The following is a 21,112-nucleotide window of genomic DNA, read 5'->3' as shown; positions in this document are numbered from 1 at the left end:
CCCCGGGGGCGGCGCTGCCGGCGGAGGAGTCGCGGCCGCGGGCGCGGCCGGAGCCGACGGCTTCGCGGCGGCGGGTGCGGCCGGCTTGGCGGCCTCGCCGTCACCGGACGGCGCCGGCTTGGCCGGGGCCGGGGTGGCAGCCGGCGCAGCAGCCGGAGCCGGGGCTGCCGCCTTGGCGGGCTCTTCGCTCTTCGGGGCGGGCTTGCCGCCGCCGAAGGACTCGCGCAGCCGGCGCGCGACGGGGGCTTCCACGGTCGAGGATGCCGACTTGACGAATTCGCCCTGCTCGCTCAGGCGGGCGAGGACTTCCTTACTGGTGACACCGAGTTCCTTGGCCAACTCGTGTACGCGGGCCTTTGCCACTACATCTCCTGTCTATGAGGCGACAGCGGTGGTGGGCCGCGCCTCGGGTTTAGCTATGACGCATGGTCATCGGGACTTCACGGTGTGCTCATGTTCTTCGCTACCTGTTCTGGTTGGCCGGGATGGCGAGCCCGATCCCTCGGATCCATCTCCGAGCCGATCGAAGTACTCCTCCACCCCGGATACATCCGGGGAACCGCTGATCCGCAACGCGCGACCGAATGCCCGCCGCCGGATCGCCGCTTGCAGGCAGTCCGGCGCGGGATGCAGCCACGCACCCCGACCCGGCTGGTTACCCGCGAGGTCAACGGTCACGGCGGCGTTGCCGTTCCCGGTTGACACAGCGACCACCCGAAGCAATTCGACGGCCAACGAGCGATTCCGGCATCCGACACACGTGCGCACCGGTCCCTGTGGGGAGCGGTGCGTCCGCGAGGCGGTTGTCGAAGTCTCGCGCTGGATCACGGCTCAGTCTACCCATACAACGGCGACGGCCCGAACCACCCGAATCCGACCGCTCAGTGCTTGTGGTCGCGTCCCGCTCAGGCTTCGTGGGCCACGCCCCGGTCGGCCTCGTGCTCGGCACCGTTGGCGCCGGGCTCCGGGGTGTCGCTGCGGATATCGATGCGCCAGCCGGTCAGCCGGGCCGCCAGGCGGGCATTCTGGCCCTCCTTGCCGATGGCCAGCGACAACTGGAAGTCCGGGACCACCACCCGGGCGGCCCGGGCCGCCTGGTCGATCACCGTCACCGACATCACCTTGGCCGGCGACAACGCGTTGCCGACGAAGCGCGCCGGGTCCTCGTCGTAGTCGATGATGTCGATCTTCTCGCCGGCCAGCTCGCTCATCACGTTGCGCACCCGCTGGCCCATCGGGCCGATGCAGGCACCCTTGGCGTTGAGCCCCGGGACCTGCGAGGCCACCGCGATCTTGGACCGGTGGCCGGCTTCGCGGGCGACCGCGACGATCTCCACCGACCCGTCGGCGATCTCGGGCACCTCCAGAGCAAACAGTTTGCGAACCAGGTTCGGGTGGGTGCGGGACAGCTCGATACGCGGCTCGCGCAGGCCCCGGGTCACGCCGATCACGTAGCAACGCAGCCGGTCGCCGTGCTCGTAGGCCTCGCCGGGCGCCTGCTCGGCGGGCCGGATGACGCCGTCGAAGCCCTTGGCCTCGGTGCCCAGCCGCACCACGACCACACCGCGGGCGTTCTCTCGGGCGTCACGCTGGACGACACCGGCGACGATGTCACCCTCGCGCGCCGAGAACTCGCCGTAGGCCTTCTCGTTCTCGGCGTCGCGCAGCCGCTGCAGGATCACCTGGCGGGCGGTGGTCGCCGCGATGCGCCCGAAGCCCTCCGGAGTGTCATCCCATTCGCTGATGACGTTGCCGTCGGCGTCGGTCTCGCGGGCCAGCACCCGCACCATGCCGCTCTTGCGGTCGACGTCGATGACCGCTTCAGCGTGGTGGCCCTCGGTGTGCCGGTAGGCGGTGAGCAATGCCGATTTGATCGTGTCCACGACCACGTCGACCGAGATGCCCTTGTCGGCCTCGATCGCGTGCAGCGCGGCCATGTCGATGTTCATTGGCGCCACTCCTCCTCGTCGCTACGGCCCCCTCGCCGCTGCGCGGCTGGGGGTACCCCCACCGCATCGTCGTCGGCGCGGTTCATTTTGCCCGCCTCCGTTCCCGCATCCCGGACCTGTCGGCCCGCCAACTCCAACTCACGTTCGCTCGGCGGCGAAAACTCGATCTGCACCACCGCTTTGCTGATCTCGGTCAGTGGCAGCCGGCGGCGGTTCCAATCCCGCCCGGCACGCACCACCAACGTCAGAACCCCGTCCTCGACGACACCCATCCGGCCGGTCAGGACCGACCCGTCGGACAGGGTCAGTTCGACCTTGCGGCCGTGCGCGCGGCGAAAATGCTTTGCGGTGGTCAGCGGCCGCTGCACACCGGGCGAGCTGACCTCCAGCACGTATTGGCCGTCGAATTCCAGGGTGTCGAGCAAAGCCGATGCCGAGCGCGACAGCGCGGCGGCGGTGTCCAGATCCAGTGGAGTGTCGCCGTCGGCGACCACGGTGATGCGCGGCAACGGTTCCTGGTCGTCGACGACGACGTCTTCGATGTCGTATCCGGCGCGGGTGAACTCAGCGTCGAGCAGCTCGATCACCTGTGTCTGGGAAGGTAGCCCGGTGGCCACGGCGAGCTCCTCATCTTGAGTTGTCCTTCTCGGCGCGTTCCCACGCGCCAGGCGCGGCCGGGAACCAGCCACCAACGATACGCCGTGGGCTGCACGGCCACAGCAAACCGGCAAAAGCGCGGGCCACCGCGCAAGTCGCTTCGCGCGCGGCCACGCCGAGTCGGTCGGGCGGCATCGCAATGGCAGGATGTCAGAGTGCCCGGCCCCCTGTCCGCCATCGACCGACGGCGCGTGCTGACCGGCGCCGGGATGCTCGCCCTGCTCGCCGTGGTGGCGCCGGCCTGCGGCTCGGCTCCGGCACCGCCCGCCGTCGACGATCTGGAAGCGCAACGGCAGCTGGCGCAACGCGACAGTGAGCTGGCCGCCGCGGCCCGGGCCCGCCTGACCGGACCGGATGCCGACGACGCCAGGGAGCTCGCCGCGGCACTCGACCAGGTGTCGCTGGAGCGAGCCGAACACGCTCGCGCGCTGGCCACCGAGATCGCCCGGGCGGCCGGAAAGCCTCCGGCGGACGCCACCGAGACCACCACTCCGGTGCCGGATGGGCCCGCTCCGACGGTGTCCCAGGTGGTCAACGCATTGCGCGCGGCAGCCGACAGTGCCGGGAAACTGGCCATCACCTCATCGGGTTACCGGGCCGGACTGCTGGCGTCCATCGCGGCAGCCTGCACGGCCTCCTACGCGGTCGCCCTGGTGGCGCAGTCATGACGTCTCCCGTCCCGAGCCCGGTCGGCGGCCCCGAAGCCGCCCTGTGCGACGCGCTGGCCACCGAATACGGAGCCGTCTACGGTTACGGGATGGTGTCGGCGTACTCCTTGCCGGAGTTCAACGACCTGGTGGTCGCCACCATCCGTCAGCACCGCGAACGCCGGGACCGGACCATCGCGATACTGACCAGCCGCTCGGTTCCGATCCCGCCGGCAGCTGCCGGATACCAGCTGCCCATGCCGGTGACCACGTCCAACGACGCACTGCGGCTGGCGGTCCGGATCGAGTACGACACCGCGACGGCATGGCGCGCGGTCGTCGAGCAGGCCCACGAATCCGCCGACCGGGAGTTCGCGGCGACCGCGCTCGGCCAGAGCGCGGTGCTGGCCGCGCACTGGAACCGGGCGCTGGGCAATTGGCCGATCACCCGGGCGTTCCCGGGTGGCGAGGACTGAGCGAAAGGAGCGGGCCGATGACGGTGCGCAAGCGAGGCGTCCTGATCGCGGCAGCGGTGGGGGCAGGAGTCATGCTGGGGAGCGCCGGTCCGGCCGTAGCCTGGCCGATCCCCTACACCGCCGAGGACATCAGGTACCTCGACGCCACCCGCGGCAACTTCCCCGGCGACGACGATCAGCTGCTCATGGCCGGCAAGCAGGTGTGCCGACAGCTCTACACCGGCCAGCCCGCCGCCGCAGTGACCGACCAGGTCGCCGCCCAGTACGGAGCCAGCCCCGAGCAGGCGGCCGTCGTGGTGCGTGCGGCGCGCAGCACCATGTGCACTCAGGCGCCGGGTTAGCAGTCCTGGCCGCGGACCGCGGCCAGGATCTGCCCGGCCAGCTCGGTGCCGGCGGAAAGCTCGCGGGTCTGCCCGGAGAAGCGATCCCGCAGTTCGACGATCCCGTCGGCCCAGCCGCGTCCCAGGACGACGATCCACGGCACCCCGAGCAGCTCGGCGTCCTTGAACTTCACCCCCGGTGAGGCCTGCCGGTCGTCGAACAGCACCTCCAGACCGAGCCGGTCCAGCTCGGCGGCCAGTTCGGTGGCGCCGGCGCGGGCCGCGTCGTCCTTGTTGGCGATCACCAGGTGCACCTCGAACGGGGCGATCTGCGACGGCCAGCGCAGCCCCAGCTCGTCGTGCTGCTGCTCTGCGATGACGGCGACCAGCCGGGATACCCCGACGCCGTAGGAGCCCATGGTGAGCCGCACCGGGCGCCCGTCCTCGCCGAGCACGTCTGCGGCGAACGCGTCGGTGTATTTGCGGCCGAGCTGGAAGATGTGGGCGATCTCGATGCCCCTGGCGCTGACCAGCGGGCCCGCCCCGTCCGGTGACGGGTCACCGTCACGGACCTCGGCGGCTTCGATGGTGCCGTCGGCGGTGAAATCACGGCCGGCGACCAGCCCGACGACGTGCTTGCCCGGGGCGTCCGCGCCGGTGATCCAGCTGGTGCCGTCCACCACGCGCGGGTCGACCAGATAGCGGACACCGTTGTCCTGCAATGCTTTAGGGCCGATATAGCCCTTCACCAGGAACGGGTGCTCGGCGAAATCACTGTCGCCGAGCAGCGCGTACTCCGCGGGATCGAGCGCCGCACCCAGTCGCTTCTCGTCGACCTCACGGTCACCCGGCACCCCGATGCCCAGCAGTTCCCAGTCGCCGTCGGGTTGGCGGACCTTGAGCAGGACGTTCTTGAGGGTGTCGGCGGCGGTGACGGGCCGGCCCAGGCCGGCGCCGTTGGCCCAGTCCACCAGGGTGGCGATGGTCGGGGTGTCGCCGGTGTCATAGACCTTCGGCTCGGGAAGTCCGTCGAAGGGCAGCGGCTCCGGGCGCGCGGTGGTGACCGCTTCCACGTTGGCGGCGTAGCCGGACTCCTGGCAGCGCACGAAGGTGTCCTCGCCGATCGCGCTCTCGGCGAGAAACTCCTCGGATGCCGACCCGCCCATGGCGCCGGAGACCGCGGAGACGATCACGTAGCGCACCCCGAGCCGATCGAAGATCTTCTGGTAGGCCACCCGGTGGGCTTCATAGGCGGCCTGGAGACCGGCGTCGTCGACGTCGAAGGAATAGGAGTCCTTCATCACGAACTCGCGGCCGCGCAGGATGCCGGCTCGCGGCCGCGCCTCGTCGCGGTACTTGGTCTGGATCTGGTACAGCACGACCGGGAAGTCCTTGTAGGAGCTGTACTCCCCCTTGACCGTCAGGGTGAACAGTTCCTCGTGGGTGGGGCCGAGCAGGTAGTCGTTGTCGCGGCGGTCGGTCAGCCGGAACAGGCTGTCGCCGTACTCGGTCCAGCGGTTGGTGGTCTCATACGGGGCGCGCGGCAGCAGCGCGGGGAACAGGATCTCCTGGCCGCCGATGGCGTTCATCTCCTCGCGCACCACCCGCTCGATGTTGCGCAGCACCCGTAGCCCGAGCGGCAGCCAGCTGTAGAGACCGGGTGCGATCGGCCGGATGTAGCCCGCCCGGATCAGCAGCTTGTGGCTGGGCACTTCGGCGTCGGCGGGGTCGTCGCGCAGGGTGCGCAGGAACAGTTGGGACATCCGGGTGATCACAGCGGGAGAGCCTATCTTCAGCCGTGAGCAGACACAGAGTCGCGCTGGTGGAGCCCGCGCGATGCGATTCTGCGACTGCTCGGCGAGGGTGTGCTTACAGAGTGCCGGCCCCGAAGGCGTCCTGGACCTCCTGAGCGTGCGCGACCTGCTTGGCGGTGTAGCCGATCAGCAGGGAGATCGCCCCGACCAGCACCGCCACCGCGGCCACCCACAGCAGGCCGTAGGTGTAGCCCGCGTCCAACGCGGCGATCTGCGTGGCGTCCATGGTCTTGACCGGCATGTTGGTACCGCCGAGATAGAGCGTGCGCGAGGTGATCACGGCCTGGATGACCGCCAGCACGATCGGGCCGCCGAGGTTCTGCAGCATCAGCGCGATCGCCGACGTCGGGCCGATCTGGTCGAAGCCCACACCGGCGATGGCCGACAGGGTCAACGGCACCACGATCATCCCGATCCCGATCCCGCCGAGCACGATCAACGTCACGAAGTTCGGGAAGTACGGGAGGTTCCGGTCGACCGTCGAGCCGTAGACCATCGCCCCCAGCACCACGATGCCTCCGGCGATCACCAGCACCCGGGGCGGGAACCGGCGCACCAACTGGGAGGATGCCGCCAGGCCGACACCGAGCCCGATGACGAACGGGATGAAGCCGACCCCGGCGCGCAGCGCCGAGTAGCCCATCAGGTCCTGCACGTACAGGCCGATGGTCACGGTCACGGTGAACAGCACCCCGCCGGCCAGGAAGATCGCCGCGAAGGTCGCCAACCGGTTGCGGTCCTTGAACAGGCTGAACGGCACCACCGGGTTCTCCGCGGTGCGTTCCACCACGGCGAAAGCCAGCAGCGCCAAGACGGCCACGACGCCCGAGCCGATGGTGATGACCGAGATCCAGCCCTTCTCCGGGCCGATCGTGAACGCGAACACCGCCGCGGTGCAGCCCAGCGTGGCCAGCAGCGCTCCGGCGGCGTCGAGCTTCATCCGCTCCTTGTGGGTCTCGGTCAGCGCGGTGCGGGCCAGATAGATCATCAGAATGCCGATCGGCACGTTGACACCGAACGCGAGCCGCCACGACACCTCGGTCAGCGCACCGCCGACCACCAGGCCCATCACCGAACCGACGGCGGTCATCGCACCGAACACCGCGGTGGCGGCATTGCGGGCCGGTCCCTTCGGGAAGGTGGTGGCGATCAAGGCCAGCGCGGTCGGCGAGGCGATGGCCGAGCCGACGCCCTGCAGGAGCCGGGCAATGACCAGCGTGGGCGCATCCCAGGCCACCGCACACAGCACGGAAGCGATGGTGAACAGCGCGACCCCGCTGATGAAGGTGCGTTTGCGGCCGATGGTGTCACCGAGTCGCCCGCCCAGCAGCATCAGGCCGCCGAAGGTCAGGACGTAGGCACTGATCACCCAGCCGCGGCCGGCGTCGGACAGGCCCAAATCGTCCTGGATCTTAGGAAGCGCGACGATGGCGACAGTGCTGTCCATGGTGGCGAGCAGCTGCATGCCACCGATGGCGATCACGGCGTAGATGAAGCGGCGAGACGGCAGCCACGACGACACATACCTGCTGGTCCAGCTCATCAGATCCGAGCCGGTGCGCCCCCGGGGAACCGCCCCGGCAGCGTCTTCGGACCACTGTGCGGTCGCCCGGCCTGCATCATCGAGTGCAGTCATAACCGGCTACCCTACAGTAATATTAAGAGCTGTTTAAACCCCGAAACCTGCAACGGCCCCGATAATCACGATCGCGGGAGGTCGGATGCCCTCCGCCCGGATCTTCTCGGGCGCGTCGGCCAACGTCGCTCGTAACGTGTGCTGAGCGGCCGTGGTGCCGTGTTGAACCACCAGCACCGGCGTATCCGCAGGTCGACCGCCTTTTTGCAGCACCGCGCTGAATTGTTCGATGCGCTCGATGGCCATCAGCAGCACGATCGTTCCGCGCATTGCGGCCAGGGCATCCCAATTCACTAACGATTCGGGGTCATCTGGCGCGACATGCCCGCTGACCACCACGAACTCGTGATTCACGGCCCGGTGTGTGACCGGAACCCCGGCCAGGGCCGGCACCGCTATGGCACTGGTCACACCCGGGACCACGGTCACCGGAATCCCCGCCTCGGCGCAGGCCAAGACCTCTTCATAGCCGCGGGCGAATACGAACGGGTCGCCGCCTTTGAGCCGCACCACGAACTTGCCCGCCTTGGCTCGCTCGATCATCAGCGAGTTGATGGCGTCCTGGGCCATCGCTCGCCCGTAGGGGATCTTCGCCGCATCGATCACTTCGACGTTGGGGGGCAGTTCGGCCAGCAGTTCGGGCGGCGCGAGCCGGTCGGCCACCACCACATCGGCGTGCAAGAGCATGCGACGGGCGCGGACCGTGATCAGTTCCGGATCTCCGGGCCCGCCGCCCACCAGTGCCACCCCACCGCGCACCACGTCGGAGGTCGCCTCGGTATCCAGGTTGATTGCGCCGGACTGCAGGGCTTCCCGGATGGCCGAGCGGATCACCGCCGAACGGTGGTGTTCGCCGCCGGCGAGAACGCCCACCGACAGGCCGGCGTAGCCGAAGCTGGCCGGGGTGACCGCGGATCCCTCCACGGCCAGATCGGCGCGCACGCAGAAGATCCGGCGCCGGTCGGCCTCGGCGACGATGGCGGCATTGACGTCGGGGGCATCGGTGGCCGCGATCGCGTACCAGGCGTCGGCCAGGTCACCGTCGCGGTAGGCGCGCGAGACCAGGGTGATGCCGGGCTTACGTTCCGTCAGCGCTTCGACCGCCGGGGTGGCGCTCGGCGCGATCACCACCACATGCGCGCCGCTGTCCACCAACAGCGGCAGGCGGCGCTGCGCGACGCTTCCCGCGCCCACGACGACAACCTTGCGGCCGGCCAGCCGCAACCCGGCCAGGTATGGGTTCTCGGTCACCGTGCAACTCTAGTGGCCCCTCAGCCGAGCTGAAGCTGTTGGCTGCCCCACTCCCACACCTGCTCGAACAGGGCGGGCTCGTCGGAGAGCCGGGTGCCCAACGAGGGCACCATCTCTTTGAGCGTCGGCAGCCAATCGGCGAACCGCCCGGCGAAGCAGCGCGCCAGCACCTCCAGCATGGCCGGCACCGCGGTCGAAGCACCGGGTGATGCGCCGAGCAGACCCGCGATGCTGCCGTCGGCGGCGCTGACGATGGTGGTGTCGAATTCGAGCCGCCCACTGCGGATCACCTGCACCCGCTGTCCGGCCGTAAGCGCCGACCAGTCCCGGTCCAGCGCATCCGGCAGGAACTCCCGCAGTGCCTCGACGCGGGCGGAGTGCGTCCGCCGGAGTTGGCCGAGCAGATAGCCGACCAGTTCGCGCTCGCGGATCCCGGCGCCCAGCAGCGATGCCAGGTTGTCGGGGCGGACCGATCTCGGCAGATCCGTGCCGCGGCCGTGCTTGAGGAACCTCGGCGACCAGCCGGCAAACGGTCCGAACAGCAGCCACGGCACACCGTTGACCAGCCGGGCATCCAGGTGCGGCGCGGTCGTCGACGGGGCGCCGGGGGCCGGGGCGCCGTACACCTTGGCGCGGTGGCCAGCGGTGAGCTCGGGGACCCCGCAGCGCAGGAACCGGCCGCCGATCGGGAAGCCGCCGAATCCCCGGGCTTCGGGGATACCCGAGCGTTGCAGCAGCCCCAGCGTCGCTCCCCCGGCTCCGATGAACACGAATCCAGCGTTGAGCCTTCGGGTTTGGCCCGTACGACGATTGGACAGATCCAGCGTCCAGCTGCCGTCGGGCTCGCGGCGGATGGTGCGCACCTCGTGGCCGAACAGCACCGCGGTGCCGTGGCGCACGCCGTAGCCGATCAGCTGATTGGCCAGCGCGCCGAAGTCGACGTCGGTGCCGTCGGGCGCCCAGCTCAGTGCCACCGGGATGCCGGGGTCTCGACCGGCGGCCATCGCCGGTAGCCGGGTGGCGAACTCACCGAAGTCGGTGATGAACTCGGTTCCGGCGAACAACGGGTTGTCGGCCAGCGCACGATGGCGGCGCCGCAGGTAGTCGACGCCGCCGGCGCCGTGGACGAAGCTGACGTGCGGGACCGGGTTCACGAAGTCGCGCGGCTGCGTCAACATCCCGTTCTGCACCGCGTACGCCCAGAACTGGCGGGTCACCTGGAACTGCTCGTTGACGCGCACCGCCTTGGCGATCTCGATCGAGCCGTCAGGCTGTTCCGGCGTGTAGAACAGTTCACACAGCCCGGCGTGGCCGGTGCCGGCGTTGTTCCACGGGTCGCTGCTCTCCTCGGCGGCGGCGTCCAACCGCTCGACGATGGTGATCGCGGCGTCCGGTTGCAGCCGGCGCAGTATCGCCCCCAGCGTGGCGCTCATGATGCCCGCACCGATCAGTGCTATGTCGGTCTTTGCGGGTTTGACCACGCAACTCAGCCTATCCCGGCCCACCGTTTAGGCTGACGCAATGGAGAGCTACGACCTGGCGATCATCGGAACCGGTTCGGGCAACAGCATTCTCGACGACCGCTACGCGAACAAGCGAGTGGCGATCTGCGAGCAGGGCACCTTCGGCGGGACCTGCCTCAATGTCGGCTGCATCCCGACCAAGATGTTCGTCTACGCCGCCGAGGTCGCCAATGCGGTGACCGAGGCCTCCCGGTACGGGATCGATGCCCGAATCGACCGAGTGCGCTGGAACGACATCGTCTCGCGGGTGTTCGGGCGGATCGACCCGATCGCCGCCGGCGGCGAGCAGTACCGCCGCAGCCTGCGAGGCGTCGACGTCTACGCCGAGCACACCCGGTTCGGCCCGGTCGGTTCCGATGGCCGGTACCTGCTGCGCACCGCCGGTGGTGAGCAGTTCAGCGCCGAGCAGGTGGTGATCGCGGCGGGCGCGCGCTCGGCGATTCCGCCGGCCATCGCCGACAGCGGGGTGCGCTACTACACCAGCGACGACGTGATGCGGATCCCCGAACTTCCCGAGCACCTGGTGATCGTCGGCGGGGGTTTCGTCGCCGCCGAGTTCGCCCACGTGTTCTCCGCATTGGGCGTGCGGGTCACGGTGGTGATCCGCGGCTCCACACTGCTGCGTCACTGCGACGAGACCGTTGCGGAGCGGTTCACCCGGATCGCCGCGGCGAAGTGGGAGGTGCGCTCTCACCGCAACGTGGTCGCCGCCCGCAACGACGGCAAGGGCGTGGTCGTAGAGCTCGACGACGGCTCGATGCTGCGGGCCGATGCTCTGCTGGTGGCCACCGGCCGGGTGCCCAACGGCGATCTGCTGGATGCCGGGCAGGCCGGCATCGACGTCGCCGGCGGCCGAGTGACCGTCGACAAATACCAACGCACCTCGGCGCGCGGCGTTTTCGCGCTCGGCGACGTGTCGTCGCCCTACGAGCTCAAGCACGTGGCCAACCACGAAGCCCGGGTGGTACAGCACAACCTGCTCTGCGACTGGGACGACACCGAGTCGATGCGGGTCACCGATCACCGCTACGTGCCGTTCGCGGTGTTCACCGATCCGCAGATCGCCGCCGTCGGATTGACCGAAACCGAGGCCATGGCAAAGGGTCTCGACATCTCGGTGAAGATTCAGGACTACGGCGATGTCGCCTACGGCTGGGCCATGGAGGACACCACCGGGTTCGCCAAACTCATCGCCGAACGTGGCACCGGACGACTGCTGGGTGCGCACATCATGGGCTACCAGGCGTCGTCGATCATCCAGCCGCTGATCCAGGCGATGAGCTTCGGTCTCACCGCGCCGGAGATGGCGCGCGGTCAGTACTGGATCCACCCGGCGTTGCCGGAGGTCGTCGAGAACGCGCTGCTCGGCCTGGAATGAAAGGCTCGCGATGAAATCTCTCCTGCTGTCCCGCCAGGACCTGGATTTTCTGCTGTTCGACTGGCTGCGGGTCGACGAGCTGACCGGGCGGGCCCGGTTCGCCGAACACTCCCGGGAGACGTTCTCCGACACCTTGGACCTGTGCGAACAGTTGGCGACCCGCTATTTCGCCCCGCACAACAAGAAGAGCGACGCTCATGAGCCGACCTTCGACGGGACGACGGTCACCATCATCGGTGAGGTCAAAGTGGCGTTGGCGGCCTGCGCCGACGCCGAGCTGATCGGCATGGCGATGGACTACTCGCTGGGCGGTGCGCAACTGCCGGCGACGGTGGCCCAGGCCGGCTTCGCCTGGCTGTTCGCCGCCAACGTCAGCACCGCCGGCTACCCGATGCTGACCATGGCCAACGCCAACCTGCTCGCCAAATTCGGCAGCGAAGAACAGATCGACGCCTTCGTCAAACCCATGCTCGCCGGTCGCTTCTTCGGGACGATGTGCCTGTCGGAGACCCAGGCCGGCTCCTCGCTGGCCGACATCACCACCCGCGCCGAACCACGCCCCGACGGAACCTACCGGTTGTTCGGATCGAAGATGTGGATCTCGGGCGGCGATCACGAACTGACCGACAACATCGTGCATCTCGTGCTGGCCAAGATCCCCGGCGGTCCGGCCGGCACCAAAGGGATTTCGCTGTTCATCGTGCCGAAGTATCTGGTGGAACCCGACGGCACGCTCGGTGAGCGCAACGACGTCGTGCTGGCCGGGCTCAACCACAAGATGGGCTACCGCGGCATCACCAACACCGTGCTCAACTTCGGGGAGGGCGGCCATCGGCCGGGTGGGGAGCCGGGCGCGGTCGGCTACCTCGTCGGCACCGAGCACCGCGGTCTGAGCTACATGTTCCACATGATGAACGAGGCCCGGCTGGGAGTGGGCATGGGCGCGATCGCGCTCGGCTACACCGGCTATCTCAAGTCGCTGGACTACGCCCGCAGCCGACCGCAGGGCCGGCCGGCGACATCGAAAGACCCGGCGGCGCCGCAGGTCCCGATCATCGAACACGCCGACGTCAAACGGATGCTGCTGGCGCAGAAATCCTATGTCGAGGGGGCACTGGCCCTGGCCCTGTACTGCGCGCGCCTCGTCGACATCCAGCACACCGCCGAATCCGACGAGGAACACGACCACGCCACCGCGCTGCTGGACATGCTCACCCCGATCGCCAAGAGCTGGCCGTCGCAGTGGTGTCTGGCCGCCAACGACCTGGCCATCCAGGTGCACGGCGGCTACGGCTACACCCGCGAGTACGACGTCGAGCAGCATTACCGGGACAACCGGCTCAACCCCATCCACGAGGGCACCCACGGTATCCAGAGCTTGGACCTGTTGGGCCGCAAGGTGGTGCAGCGCGACGGGGCGGGCCTGGCCGCGCTGCATCAGACGATGACGGGCAGCACCGCGGCCGCGCAGCGTGCCGGCGGTGAGTTGGCCGACCTGGCCGCCCAACTCGACGCGGTGATCGGGCGACTGGTCGCTGTCACTGCTGCCATGTTCGCCTCGGGCGACATCGATGCCGCGCTGGCCAACAGCGCGATCTACCTGGAGGCCTTCGGCCACGTGGTCATCGCCTGGATCTGGCTGGAGCAACTGTTGGCCGTCGATGGCAGGTCCGGAGACTTCTACGACGGCAAGCGGCAGGCGGCCCGGTATTTCTTCCGTTACGAGCTGCCGAAGACCGGCCCGCAACTCGACCTGTTGGAAAGTCTCGACCGCACCACCTTGGAGATGCGCCCGGAGTGGTTCTGACGCACGGCTCGCCGCCACGCAGACCGCGTGGAGTGTCGGTACCCGTCGTTACGGTCAAGGTATGTCCTTCCACCAGCACTGCCATTACGCCACTGAGTCTGCGATCCAGACACGATGAACCCCTTCCTGCTGCTCATAGCCTTGGCCATCGCTTACCTCATGGTGAAGCGATGGGCAGACGAACAGACACCTGCCAACCCGGTCAGGGCGGCTGACGCCAAAGCCGACCGTGCCCCTGACGGCCAACAGGTCGGATCAACCTGGCACACCAGAGCCATGCCCTGGCTCATATTTTTCGGGTGCGCAGCAATCTTTGGGTTGGACGTTTCCGTCGTCGTCGTGGTGACGGCGTACGCGGTGAAGCTGGGTGTGCGTGTGGCCCGCGAGCGCGCAGCGCAGCGAGACAGGCTGCTCGCGGACGCCATGAAGCAGCACAATCAGGTCATGTCCGGTGACGTCGCCGGTATCTACGGCAACTACCCTCTGCGGCACCTTCTTGAGGGTCCGCAACCTCAACCACTACGTCTTGACATCCCCCGTCCACTTCGGCCACCTCCAAGACCGGATCAACGCACTCTGAATCCGGGAGAGCCCGGAAGCTCCCATCGCACGAAAACCGACGTGTTGACAGCCGATTTCGTCGCAGAAGAGTTCAGGTACTTGACCGCCGCCGGCGACGAACGCCGGGCGGCATTCCCTTCAAAAGACATCGCCCCTGGACTAAAGGACACCACAGTCCCCGGCCTGAATGACCTGGCAAGCCTTCTTGCCTCGGCTCGCGGCTGGGGAAAGGCCGGAGGCCAGGATGAATGGTGGCGCATCACTTTCGATGAACACATGATTGAGACCGATTCAGCAGACATTCCGAACACGATCACCTTCGAGCTGACGGATCACAATCCGCGCATCGACTTCGATGCGTACCTGGCGCTGCGCGGCGACGACCCGTCCCTCTGCATCTACGTTCGCGCTGGAAAGGGCCAGGACGAGGAGAGCCTGTCGTATGTCAGCAATTCGATGGTCGGCCTACGGATGATGTGGGAGTCAGTCACATCGTGTATCCGAGAAGGCCAGGAACACGGGTTCATAGCCGACACGAACTCGTGGCTTATGCGGATCGTCTATCGGAAAAGCGGTGAGCACGAGTTTGATTTTCGTACCCCTTGCCGGTTTCAGAAACCCAAAGCGTGGGAGCCGAATTGGGAATGACCGTGGCACACTCCCCGCCAGCAACCTACAGCGGCGTGACGTAGGCGGAGCTGATCCCGCCGTCCACCAGGAAGGTCGAGCCGGTGATGAACGACGCGTCGTCGCTGGCCAGGAAAGCCACCGCGGCCGCGATCTCCTCCGGCTCGGCGAACCGGCCCACCGGCACGTGCACCAGCCGGCGTGCGGCGCGTTCCGGGTCGGCGGCGAACAGCTCTTGCAGCAGTGGGGTATTCACCGGCCCGGGGCACAGCGCGTTGACCCGGATGCCCTGCCGGGCGTACTGGACCCCGAGCTCACGCGACATGGCCAGCACGCCGCCCTTGGAGGCGGTGTAGGAGATCTGGGACGTGGCCGACCCCATCACCGCAACAAATGATGCGGTGTTGATGATCGATCCGCGCCCGGCCGGGGCCATGTGCCGAAGTGCCGCCCGGCAGCACAGATACACCGATTTCAGGTTGACGTCCTGAACCCGTTGCCAGGCAGGCAGTTCGGTGGTCTCGATCAGATCGTCGTCCGGAGGTGAAATCCCGGCGTTGTTGAAGGCGATGTCGACTGCGCCGAATGTCTGCGCGGCGGTGTCGAACAGCGCGTCGACCTGCTCCTGGTCGGAGACGTCGACCTGCACGAACAGACCGTCCAACTCGTCGGCGACCGCGGCTCCCGTCGTCGGGTCGAGGTCACCGACCACGATGCGCGCGCCCTCGGACCGCATCCGCCGGGCGGTCGCAAGTCCGATGCCGCCGCCGGCACCGGTCACCACGGCAACCCGCCCGGCCAGGCGTTGAGTCAGATCGGTCACTCACATCTCCTTCACTGCGATGAACACATTCTTGGTCTCGGTGAACGCCAGCGGGGCATCCGCGCCCAGCTCCCGGCCCAGCCCCGACTGTTTGAAGCCCCCGAACGGGGTGTTGAAACGCACCGACGAATGCGAATTCACCGACAGGTTCCCGGCTTCCACCGCCCGCGACACCCGCAGCGCCCGGGACAGGTCATTGGTCCAGATCGATCCCGACAACCCGTAGACGGTGTTGTTGGCCAAGGCGACGGCGTCGGCTTCATCCTCGAACGGCAGCACGGTCACCACCGGGCCGAAGATCTCCTCGGTGACACAACGATCGGTGGCCGCCGGAGTCAGCACCGTCGGCGGGAACCAGAAGCCCGGACCGGTGGGCGCCTGGCCGCGGAAGGCCACCGGCGCGTCGTCGGGCACATAGGAGGCAACCTTCTCCCAGTGCGGGCGCGATACCAACGGGCCCATCTCGGTGTCGCGGGAAGTCGGATCTCCGACGACGACACCGGTCACCGCAGGTTCCAGCAGCTCCATGAAACGGTCGTAGATACTGCGCTGCACCAGGATTCGACTGCGGGCGCAGCAGTCCTGCCCGGCGTTGTCGAACACGCCGTAGGGCGCGGTCGCCGCCGCCTGCTCCAGGTCGCAATCGGCGAACACGATGTTGGCGCTCTTGCCACCGAGTTCCAGCGTCACCCGCTTCACTCCGGCCGCCCCGGCCTGCAGCACCCGGGTGCCGGTGGTGGTGGAACCGGTGAACACGATCTTGGCCACATCCGGGTGGGAGACCAGCCGCTCGCCCACCTCGGCACCGCGGCCGGGCAGTACCTGCAAAAGGTCCGGATCCAAACCTGATTCGACGGCCAGTTCCGCCAGCCGCAGCGTGGTCAGCGGAGTCCACTCGGCGGGTTTGATCAACACCGCGTTTCCGGCGGCCAGCGCCGGGGCGAACCCCCATGCCGCGATCGGCATGGGGAAGTTCCACGGGGTGATGATCCCAACGGCGCCGAGCGGTTCGTGGAAGGTGACGTCCAGCCCACCGGCCACCGGAATCTGCTTACCGGACAACCGCTCCGGGCTGGCCGCGTAGAACTGCAGCACGTCGCGGACGTGCCCGGCCTCCCATTCGGCAGCCGACACCGGGTGCCCGGAGTTGGTCACCTCCAGCGCGGCCAGCTCGTCGACGTGGGCGTCGACCACCGCGGCGAAGTCTCGCAGCGCGGCGGCCCGCTCAGCCGGGGACCTTTTGGCCCACCGCTTCTGGGCGTCCCGGGCCCGGCGCACCGCGTCGTCGACCGCGGCGGCCTCAAGGTGCTCGACGGTGGCGAAGACCGCCCCGGTGGCGGGGTTGATGAGTTCGTGAGTCACTAGCTCACCCGCGCCTGCGCGTACTTGCCCGCCGCCGCCACGATCGCGGTGAACAGCCGCAGATCATCCAGGGACTCCTCCGGATGCCACTGAACCGCGAGCACGAAGTCCTCCCCGGGAAGCTCGATCGCCTCGATGACATCGTCGTCATCGCGCGCACTGACAACAAGTTTCGCACCCAGCTCGGCGATCGCCTGGTGGTGGTAGCACTGCACCTGGCAGGTCTCGCCGAGCAGCTCGGCCAGCCGGGTGCCGGCTACGGTGCGCACCGGCATGGGAGTGAACACCCCGTTGCCGGCCCGGTGCCCGCAGTTACCCAGCACGTCGGGCAGATGCTGGTGCAACGTTCCTCCGAGCGCGACATTGAGTACTTGGGCGCCGCGGCAGATCCCCAGTACCGGCAGTCCGCGTCGCAGCGCCTCGGCCAGCAGCGCGAACTCCCAGGCGTCCCGGGTGGTGTCGGGCCGGTCGGTCTCGGCGTGCGGAGGCTGGCCGTAGCCGGCCGGATCGAGGTCCCGGCCACCGGTGATCACCAGTCCGCTGACACCGTCGAGCACCCGCGCGGCGATCTCCGGCGTCACCGGCTGCGGCGGCAACAGCACCGCGATTCCGCCCGCGGCGGTGATGCCCTGAAGGTAGGCGGCGGGCAGCAGGCCCGCCCGTGAATCCCACACGCCGAACTGCGCCCGGTCCAGGTAGGTCGTCAAACCGACGACCGGCCGTTCGGGTTCAGAACCGTTCAAAACCCCGCACCCTCTCCCAGTCGGTCACCGCGGCGTTGAACGCGTCCACCTCAACCCTGGCGGCGTGCAGGTAATGCGTGACGACGTCGTCACCGAATGCCTTGCGCGCCACGGCGGATTCAGCGAACAGTGCCGCGGCATCGGCCAGTGTCGTGGGCAGCTGCGGCAATCCGGCGCGGTAGGCGTTGCCCTCGACCTCCTCGGGCAGCTCAAGGTCGTTGTCGATCCCGTGCAGGCCCGCTGCGATCAGCGCCGCCACCGCCAGGTAGGGGTTTACGTCGCCACCGGGCACCCGGCACTCCACCCGCATCGAGTCGCCACGGCCCAGGACCCGCAACGAGCAGGTCCGATTGTCCAGCCCCCACCCGATGGCCGTGGGAGCGAAGCTGCCGTCGACGAATCGCTTGTAGGAGTTGATGTTCGGCGCGTAACACAGGGTCAGCTCGGGAATCGTGGCCAGCACACCGGCCAGGAACGCACGGAACAACGCCGACATGCCGTGCGGTGCGGCCGGATCGGCGAACACTGGGGCTCCGTCGGCGTTGCGCAGTGACAGATGCACGTGACAGCTGTTGCCCTCGCGTTCGTCGAACTTCGCCATGAACGTCAGGCTCTTGCCGTGCTGATCGGCGATCTCTTTGGCACCGCTCTTGTAGACGCTGTGGTTGTCGCAGGTGACCAGCGCCTCTTCGTAGCGGAAGGTGATCTCCTGCTGACCGTTGTGGCACTCGCCCTTGACGCCCTCGCAGCGCAGGCCCGCGCCGGTCATCCCCAGCCGGATGTCACGCAGCAGCGGTTCCAGCCGGGTACCGACGACCAGGCCGTAGTCGGAGTTGTAGTCGGTCCCGGGGGTCAGCCCGCGATACCCGCCGGCCCACGCCTGCCGGTAGCTGTCCTCGAAGACCAGGAACTCCAATTCGGTTGCGGCATAGGCGACCAGTCCGCGTTCGGCGAGCCGCGCGGTCTGGGCGGCCAGGATCTGGCGAGGCGCCACCGCGACCGGGCCGCCGTCCGGCCAGTGCGCGTCGGCCATCACGTGCGCGGTGCCGGGCAGCCACGGGATGCGGCGCAGCGTCGCGAAGTCGGGTTTGAGCACCAGATCGCCGTAGCCGGTCCCCCAGTCGGCGATCGAGTAGCCGGGAATGGTGTTCATCTCGACGTCGACAGCCAGCAGATAGCTGCAGCACTCCACGCCGTGGTCGGCGACCTCGGCGAGAAAATGCTCGGCCGCGACTCGCTTGCCGACCAGGCGACCCTGCATGTCGGTGAAGGCCACCACGACGGTGTCGATGTCGCCCGACCCGACCAGTTGCTGCAGCTCGACCATGGACAGCATCGCGGGCCGGGTCATGGTGCTCCTTCGCCGACGACGATCTCCTGACAAGTGCTGCCAGGCTACTCGCCCGCCGCCGGCCACCTACCAGGTGCTGGCCCGCAAGACGATCTCCATCGCGAGCTGCGCGGTGAACTCCTGGGCGCTGCGTCGCCCCGGCAGCGCCACCAGCCGATGCTCGCCGTAGACAAACCGCTGGCTGGCGTTGGCCACGGCCGCTGTAGCCCTGGAACTGACCAGGACGGTGGTGTTGATCTCCACCGGAGGACAGCGTTCGTCGCGAATGGCCCCGCTCAAATCCGGCGCCCGGGGGTGGCCCCGGTCGAGCACCACCAGACCGGTGAACCGGTCCGGGCGCGTCGCCGCCAGCTCCCAGGCGTTGTCGGCGCCGGTCCGATCCCCCACCAGCACACCGCACTGCACGCCCAGAGAATCCAGGATGCCCACCACCGACTTGGGTGTCAGCCGCGCGTCGGCGCCGATCACGATGGTTCGCAGCGAGGCGGTGTGCAGTCGCTGGCAGACCGCGTCATAGGCGGTGAGCGGGTGCTGTGCTGCCGCGAGCACGACGACGACAGGCCCGTTCGGCGGGCCTGCCACCTCGACTGGGATCGGAAACCCGTCGATGGTCATCATCGTGCCCGGCATTTGCGCCACGCTACAGCCCGTCCAGCCTCAAGGGGCGGTTTTCACCGGCGACTCAGCGGCTCAACAGACACGGCTCAACAGGCCGATCACGGGAGGGTGAGGATCTCGGCTCCGTCGTCGGTCACCACCAGGGTGTGCTCGAACTGCGCACTCCACTGCCCGTCGTTGGTGACCACCGTCCAGTCGTCGTCCCAGATCTGATAGTCCAGGCTCCCGAGGTTGATCATCGGCTCGATGGTGAAGGTCATCCCCGGTTCGATGATGGTGTCCACCTCGGGTTGGTCGTAGTGCAGGATCACCAACCCGTTGTGGAAGGTCGTGCCGATCCCGTGACCGGTGAAGTCGCGAACCACGTTGTAGCCGAACCGATTCGCATAGGCCTCGATGACCCTGCCGATCACCGACAGTGCGCGGCCCGGCTTGACCGCCTTGATCGCCCGCATCGTCGCCTCCCGGGTGCGCTCGACGAGCAGCCGGTGCTCCTCGGCGACGTCACCGGCCAGGAAGGTGGCGTTGGTGTCGCCGTGCACGCCGTCGATGTAGGCGGTGACGTCGATGTTGACGATGTCCCCGTCTGCGATCACCGTCGAGTCCGGGATGCCGTGGCAGATGACCTCGTTGAGCGACGTGCAGCACGACTTCGGATAGCCCTTGTAACCGAGCGTGGACGGGTAGGCGCCGTGCTCGATCATGTACTCGTGGGCGATGCGGTCCAGCGCATCGGTGGTCACCCCGGGAGCGACGGCCTTGCCCGCCTCGGCGAGTGCACCCGCCGCGATCCGGCTGGCAACCCGCATCTTCTCGATCACCTCGGGGGTCTGCACCCACGGCTCGCTGCCCTCGGCGGCGGTGGCACGGCCGACGTATTCCGGACGCGGGATCGAATGGGGCACCGGCAGCGTCGGGGACACCGCACCGGGGGAAAGCGGGGCACGAACTGGCATCACGCCAGCTTAACGGAGCTGGTCAGCGTCGCCAGCGCAGCTTGCGCCGGGGTCCCTTGATGTCGACCGAGCCGCACACCACCCGCCCGGTCAGCACCAGGTGCGGGGCGCCTTCAGCGGGCGGGTCAGGACGACGGTCCCGGGCACTGCCGCCGTAGACCTCGACGTCGTCGATCGAGGCGCTGGCGCCGTCGGGCAGCCGGATGTCGACCGAGCCGAACCGCATGTCGAGTTCGATGACGACGACCGGCCCCGCGAAGCGGGCTTTGGTGAGGTCGAGGTCCACCGAGCCCAGGCGCCGCACCAACGCCAACCGGGTCGGGACGATCCATTCCCCGTGCCGCTTGAGCGAGCCAGCCCAGCCCCGCAGCTCGACCCGGTCGGCCGCCGAGGTGACGATGGCGCGCGGTCCGGGCAGGTCACCGATGAGGGTGTCGAGTTCCGAGCGCATCCGGGCCTGCGAGACCTGCGCCGCTCGTTCCTCGAACTCGCCGATGTCGATCAGCCCGAGGGAGACGGCATTGTGCAGCCGCCGCAGCGTGCCGTTGCGGTCGGCATCCGAGATACGCAGCAGGGCGGCTACGTCATCGTCGAGACCCGTCATGGCTCTCCA

General features: G+C 68.3%; 20 protein-coding genes and 1 pseudogene. 6 read left to right on the top strand and 15 right to left on the bottom strand.

The genetic code is table 11. The annotated features are described in order from the left end of the window. The 4 genes and pseudogenes from AWC16_RS24565 to rimP all read right to left on the bottom strand — a co-directional run. Window positions 1-363: translation initiation factor IF-2 N-terminal domain-containing protein (locus AWC16_RS24565; RefSeq protein WP_207572374.1), on the bottom strand; the 363-nt coding region annotated here is incomplete at its 3' end. Between the two features lie 66 nt (window positions 364-429). Beyond that, window positions 430-828 (bottom strand): YlxR family protein, encoded by a 399-nt coding sequence (locus AWC16_RS21060; RefSeq protein WP_085266658.1) that lies wholly within the window; start codon window positions 826-828, stop codon window positions 430-432. 77 nt (window positions 829-905) lie between these two features. Continuing rightward, window positions 906-1,949, bottom strand: a complete 1,044-nt coding sequence (gene nusA, locus AWC16_RS21055) for a transcription termination factor NusA (RefSeq protein WP_085266657.1) — start codon at window positions 1,947-1,949, stop codon at window positions 906-908. Between the two features lie 95 nt (window positions 1,950-2,044). Then, a pseudogene (rimP, locus tag AWC16_RS21050) lies at window positions 2,045-2,566 on the bottom strand (ribosome maturation factor RimP); the annotation flags it as partial. Window positions 2,567-2,815: 249 nt separating this feature from the next. On the opposite strand from rimP, the gene AWC16_RS21045 reads away from it, so the two are divergent. Genes AWC16_RS21045 through AWC16_RS21035 form a run of 3 tightly spaced genes read left to right on the top strand, consistent with a single transcriptional unit; the run spans window position 2,816 to window position 4,070 of the window. Continuing rightward, the gene (locus AWC16_RS21045; RefSeq protein WP_234812370.1) at window positions 2,816-3,274 is read left to right on the top strand and encodes a hypothetical protein; all 459 of its coding nucleotides are present in this window, start codon (window positions 2,816-2,818) and stop codon (window positions 3,272-3,274) included. Continuing rightward, window positions 3,271-3,729 carry a ferritin-like domain-containing protein gene (locus tag AWC16_RS21040; RefSeq protein WP_085266654.1) on the top strand — a complete coding sequence of 153 codons (459 nt, stop codon included), beginning with the start codon at window positions 3,271-3,273 and terminating at the stop codon, window positions 3,727-3,729. Before AWC16_RS21045 ends, AWC16_RS21040 begins: the two co-directional genes overlap by 4 nt. Before the next feature lie 17 nt (window positions 3,730-3,746). Further along, entirely contained in the window at window positions 3,747-4,070 is a 324-nt protein-coding gene (locus tag AWC16_RS21035) for a DUF732 domain-containing protein (RefSeq protein ID WP_165759284.1), read from the top strand. Here AWC16_RS21035 and AWC16_RS21030 read toward each other — a convergent pair. From AWC16_RS21030 to mqo, 4 genes are all read right to left on the bottom strand, one after another. Next, window positions 4,067-5,824, bottom strand: a complete 1,758-nt coding sequence (locus tag AWC16_RS21030) for a proline--tRNA ligase (protein WP_085266653.1) — start codon at window positions 5,822-5,824, stop codon at window positions 4,067-4,069. The two genes, AWC16_RS21035 and AWC16_RS21030, sit on opposite strands and share 4 nt — an antisense overlap. Before the next feature lie 94 nt (window positions 5,825-5,918). After that, entirely contained in the window at window positions 5,919-7,406 is a 1,488-nt protein-coding gene (locus AWC16_RS21025) for an MFS transporter (protein WP_109561526.1), read from the bottom strand. A gap of 126 nt (window positions 7,407-7,532) precedes the next feature. Further along, entirely contained in the window at window positions 7,533-8,750 is a 1,218-nt protein-coding gene (gene cobA, locus AWC16_RS21020) for a uroporphyrinogen-III C-methyltransferase (protein ID WP_085266651.1), read from the bottom strand. Window positions 8,751-8,770: 20 nt separating this feature from the next. Further along, on the bottom strand, window positions 8,771-10,240 hold the full coding sequence (gene mqo / locus AWC16_RS21015; protein WP_085266668.1) for a malate dehydrogenase (quinone): 1,470 nt from the start codon (window positions 10,238-10,240) through the stop codon (window positions 8,771-8,773). A gap of 31 nt (window positions 10,241-10,271) precedes the next feature. Between mqo and mtr the strand changes: the two genes are divergently transcribed. From mtr to AWC16_RS21000, 3 genes are all read left to right on the top strand, one after another. Beyond that, complete coding sequence (gene mtr, locus AWC16_RS21010) at window positions 10,272-11,651, top strand: mycothione reductase (RefSeq protein ID WP_085266650.1); 1,380 nt, start codon at window positions 10,272-10,274, stop codon at window positions 11,649-11,651. Between the two features lie 10 nt (window positions 11,652-11,661). Beyond that, window positions 11,662-13,458: an acyl-CoA dehydrogenase gene (locus AWC16_RS21005; protein ID WP_085266649.1), complete on the top strand. Its 1,797-nt coding sequence runs from the start codon at window positions 11,662-11,664 to the stop codon at window positions 13,456-13,458. A gap of 114 nt (window positions 13,459-13,572) precedes the next feature. Next, on the top strand, window positions 13,573-14,667 hold the full coding sequence (locus AWC16_RS21000; RefSeq protein ID WP_085266648.1) for a hypothetical protein: 1,095 nt from the start codon (window positions 13,573-13,575) through the stop codon (window positions 14,665-14,667). A 25-nt stretch (window positions 14,668-14,692) separates the two neighbouring features. Here the strand turns inward: AWC16_RS21000 and AWC16_RS20995 are convergent, their stop codons facing one another. The 7 genes from AWC16_RS20995 to AWC16_RS20965 form a co-directional block, all read right to left on the bottom strand. Then, window positions 14,693-15,469: a 3-oxoacyl-ACP reductase gene (locus tag AWC16_RS20995; protein WP_085266647.1), complete on the bottom strand. Its 777-nt coding sequence runs from the start codon at window positions 15,467-15,469 to the stop codon at window positions 14,693-14,695. After that, complete coding sequence (locus AWC16_RS20990) at window positions 15,470-16,831, bottom strand: aldehyde dehydrogenase family protein (RefSeq protein ID WP_085266646.1); 1,362 nt, start codon at window positions 16,829-16,831, stop codon at window positions 15,470-15,472. Beyond that, window positions 16,831-17,574, bottom strand: a complete 744-nt coding sequence (locus AWC16_RS20985; protein WP_085266645.1) for a gamma-glutamyl-gamma-aminobutyrate hydrolase family protein — start codon at window positions 17,572-17,574, stop codon at window positions 16,831-16,833. Before AWC16_RS20985 ends, AWC16_RS20990 begins: the two co-directional genes overlap by 1 nt. Further along, a complete protein-coding gene (locus tag AWC16_RS20980) occupies window positions 17,561-18,925 on the bottom strand; it encodes a glutamine synthetase family protein (RefSeq protein ID WP_085266644.1) in 1,365 nt (454 codons plus the stop codon). The genes AWC16_RS20985 and AWC16_RS20980 overlap by 14 nt, the downstream gene beginning before the upstream one ends. Window positions 18,926-18,991: 66 nt before the next feature. Further along, on the bottom strand, window positions 18,992-19,555 hold the full coding sequence (locus AWC16_RS20975) for an alpha/beta fold hydrolase (RefSeq protein WP_085266643.1): 564 nt from the start codon (window positions 19,553-19,555) through the stop codon (window positions 18,992-18,994). Between the two features lie 86 nt (window positions 19,556-19,641). Further along, window positions 19,642-20,499, bottom strand: a complete 858-nt coding sequence (gene map / locus AWC16_RS20970; RefSeq protein ID WP_085266642.1) for a type I methionyl aminopeptidase — start codon at window positions 20,497-20,499, stop codon at window positions 19,642-19,644. 22 nt (window positions 20,500-20,521) lie between these two features. Beyond that, window positions 20,522-21,103, bottom strand: coding sequence for a DUF1707 SHOCT-like domain-containing protein (locus tag AWC16_RS20965; RefSeq protein ID WP_085266641.1), 582 nt, complete (start codon window positions 21,101-21,103; stop codon window positions 20,522-20,524). Between the last annotated feature and the right edge of the window lie 9 nt (window positions 21,104-21,112).

It is taken from the genome of Mycolicibacter longobardus (assembly GCF_002102265.1).
Taxonomy (GTDB): domain Bacteria; phylum Actinomycetota; class Actinomycetes; order Mycobacteriales; family Mycobacteriaceae; genus Mycobacterium; species Mycobacterium longobardum.
Note: the sequence above shows the minus strand (reverse complement) of the source record. Positions and strands in the feature narration are given on the sequence as shown.

Coding starts and splice junctions, on each gene's coding strand:
- nusA (WP_085266657.1), bottom strand. CDS start 1,949: ATGAACATCGACATGGCCGCGCTGCACGCGATCGAGGCCGACAAGGGC.
- AWC16_RS21045 (WP_234812370.1), top strand. CDS start 2,816: ATGCTCGCCCTGCTCGCCGTGGTGGCGCCGGCCTGCGGCTCGGCTCCG.
- AWC16_RS21040 (WP_085266654.1), top strand. CDS start 3,271: ATGACGTCTCCCGTCCCGAGCCCGGTCGGCGGCCCCGAAGCCGCCCTG.
- AWC16_RS21035 (WP_165759284.1), top strand. CDS start 3,747: ATGACGGTGCGCAAGCGAGGCGTCCTGATCGCGGCAGCGGTGGGGGCA.
- AWC16_RS21025 (WP_109561526.1), bottom strand. CDS start 7,406: ATGAGCTGGACCAGCAGGTATGTGTCGTCGTGGCTGCCGTCTCGCCGC.
- mtr (WP_085266650.1), top strand. CDS start 10,272: ATGGAGAGCTACGACCTGGCGATCATCGGAACCGGTTCGGGCAACAGC.
- AWC16_RS21005 (WP_085266649.1), top strand. CDS start 11,662: ATGAAATCTCTCCTGCTGTCCCGCCAGGACCTGGATTTTCTGCTGTTC.
- AWC16_RS21000 (WP_085266648.1), top strand. CDS start 13,573: ATGAACCCCTTCCTGCTGCTCATAGCCTTGGCCATCGCTTACCTCATG.
- AWC16_RS20980 (WP_085266644.1), bottom strand. CDS start 18,925: ATGACCCGGCCCGCGATGCTGTCCATGGTCGAGCTGCAGCAACTGGTC.
- AWC16_RS20975 (WP_085266643.1), bottom strand. CDS start 19,555: ATGCCGGGCACGATGATGACCATCGACGGGTTTCCGATCCCAGTCGAG.
- map (WP_085266642.1), bottom strand. CDS start 20,499: ATGCCAGTTCGTGCCCCGCTTTCCCCCGGTGCGGTGTCCCCGACGCTG.
- AWC16_RS20965 (WP_085266641.1), bottom strand. CDS start 21,103: ATGACGGGTCTCGACGATGACGTAGCCGCCCTGCTGCGTATCTCGGAT.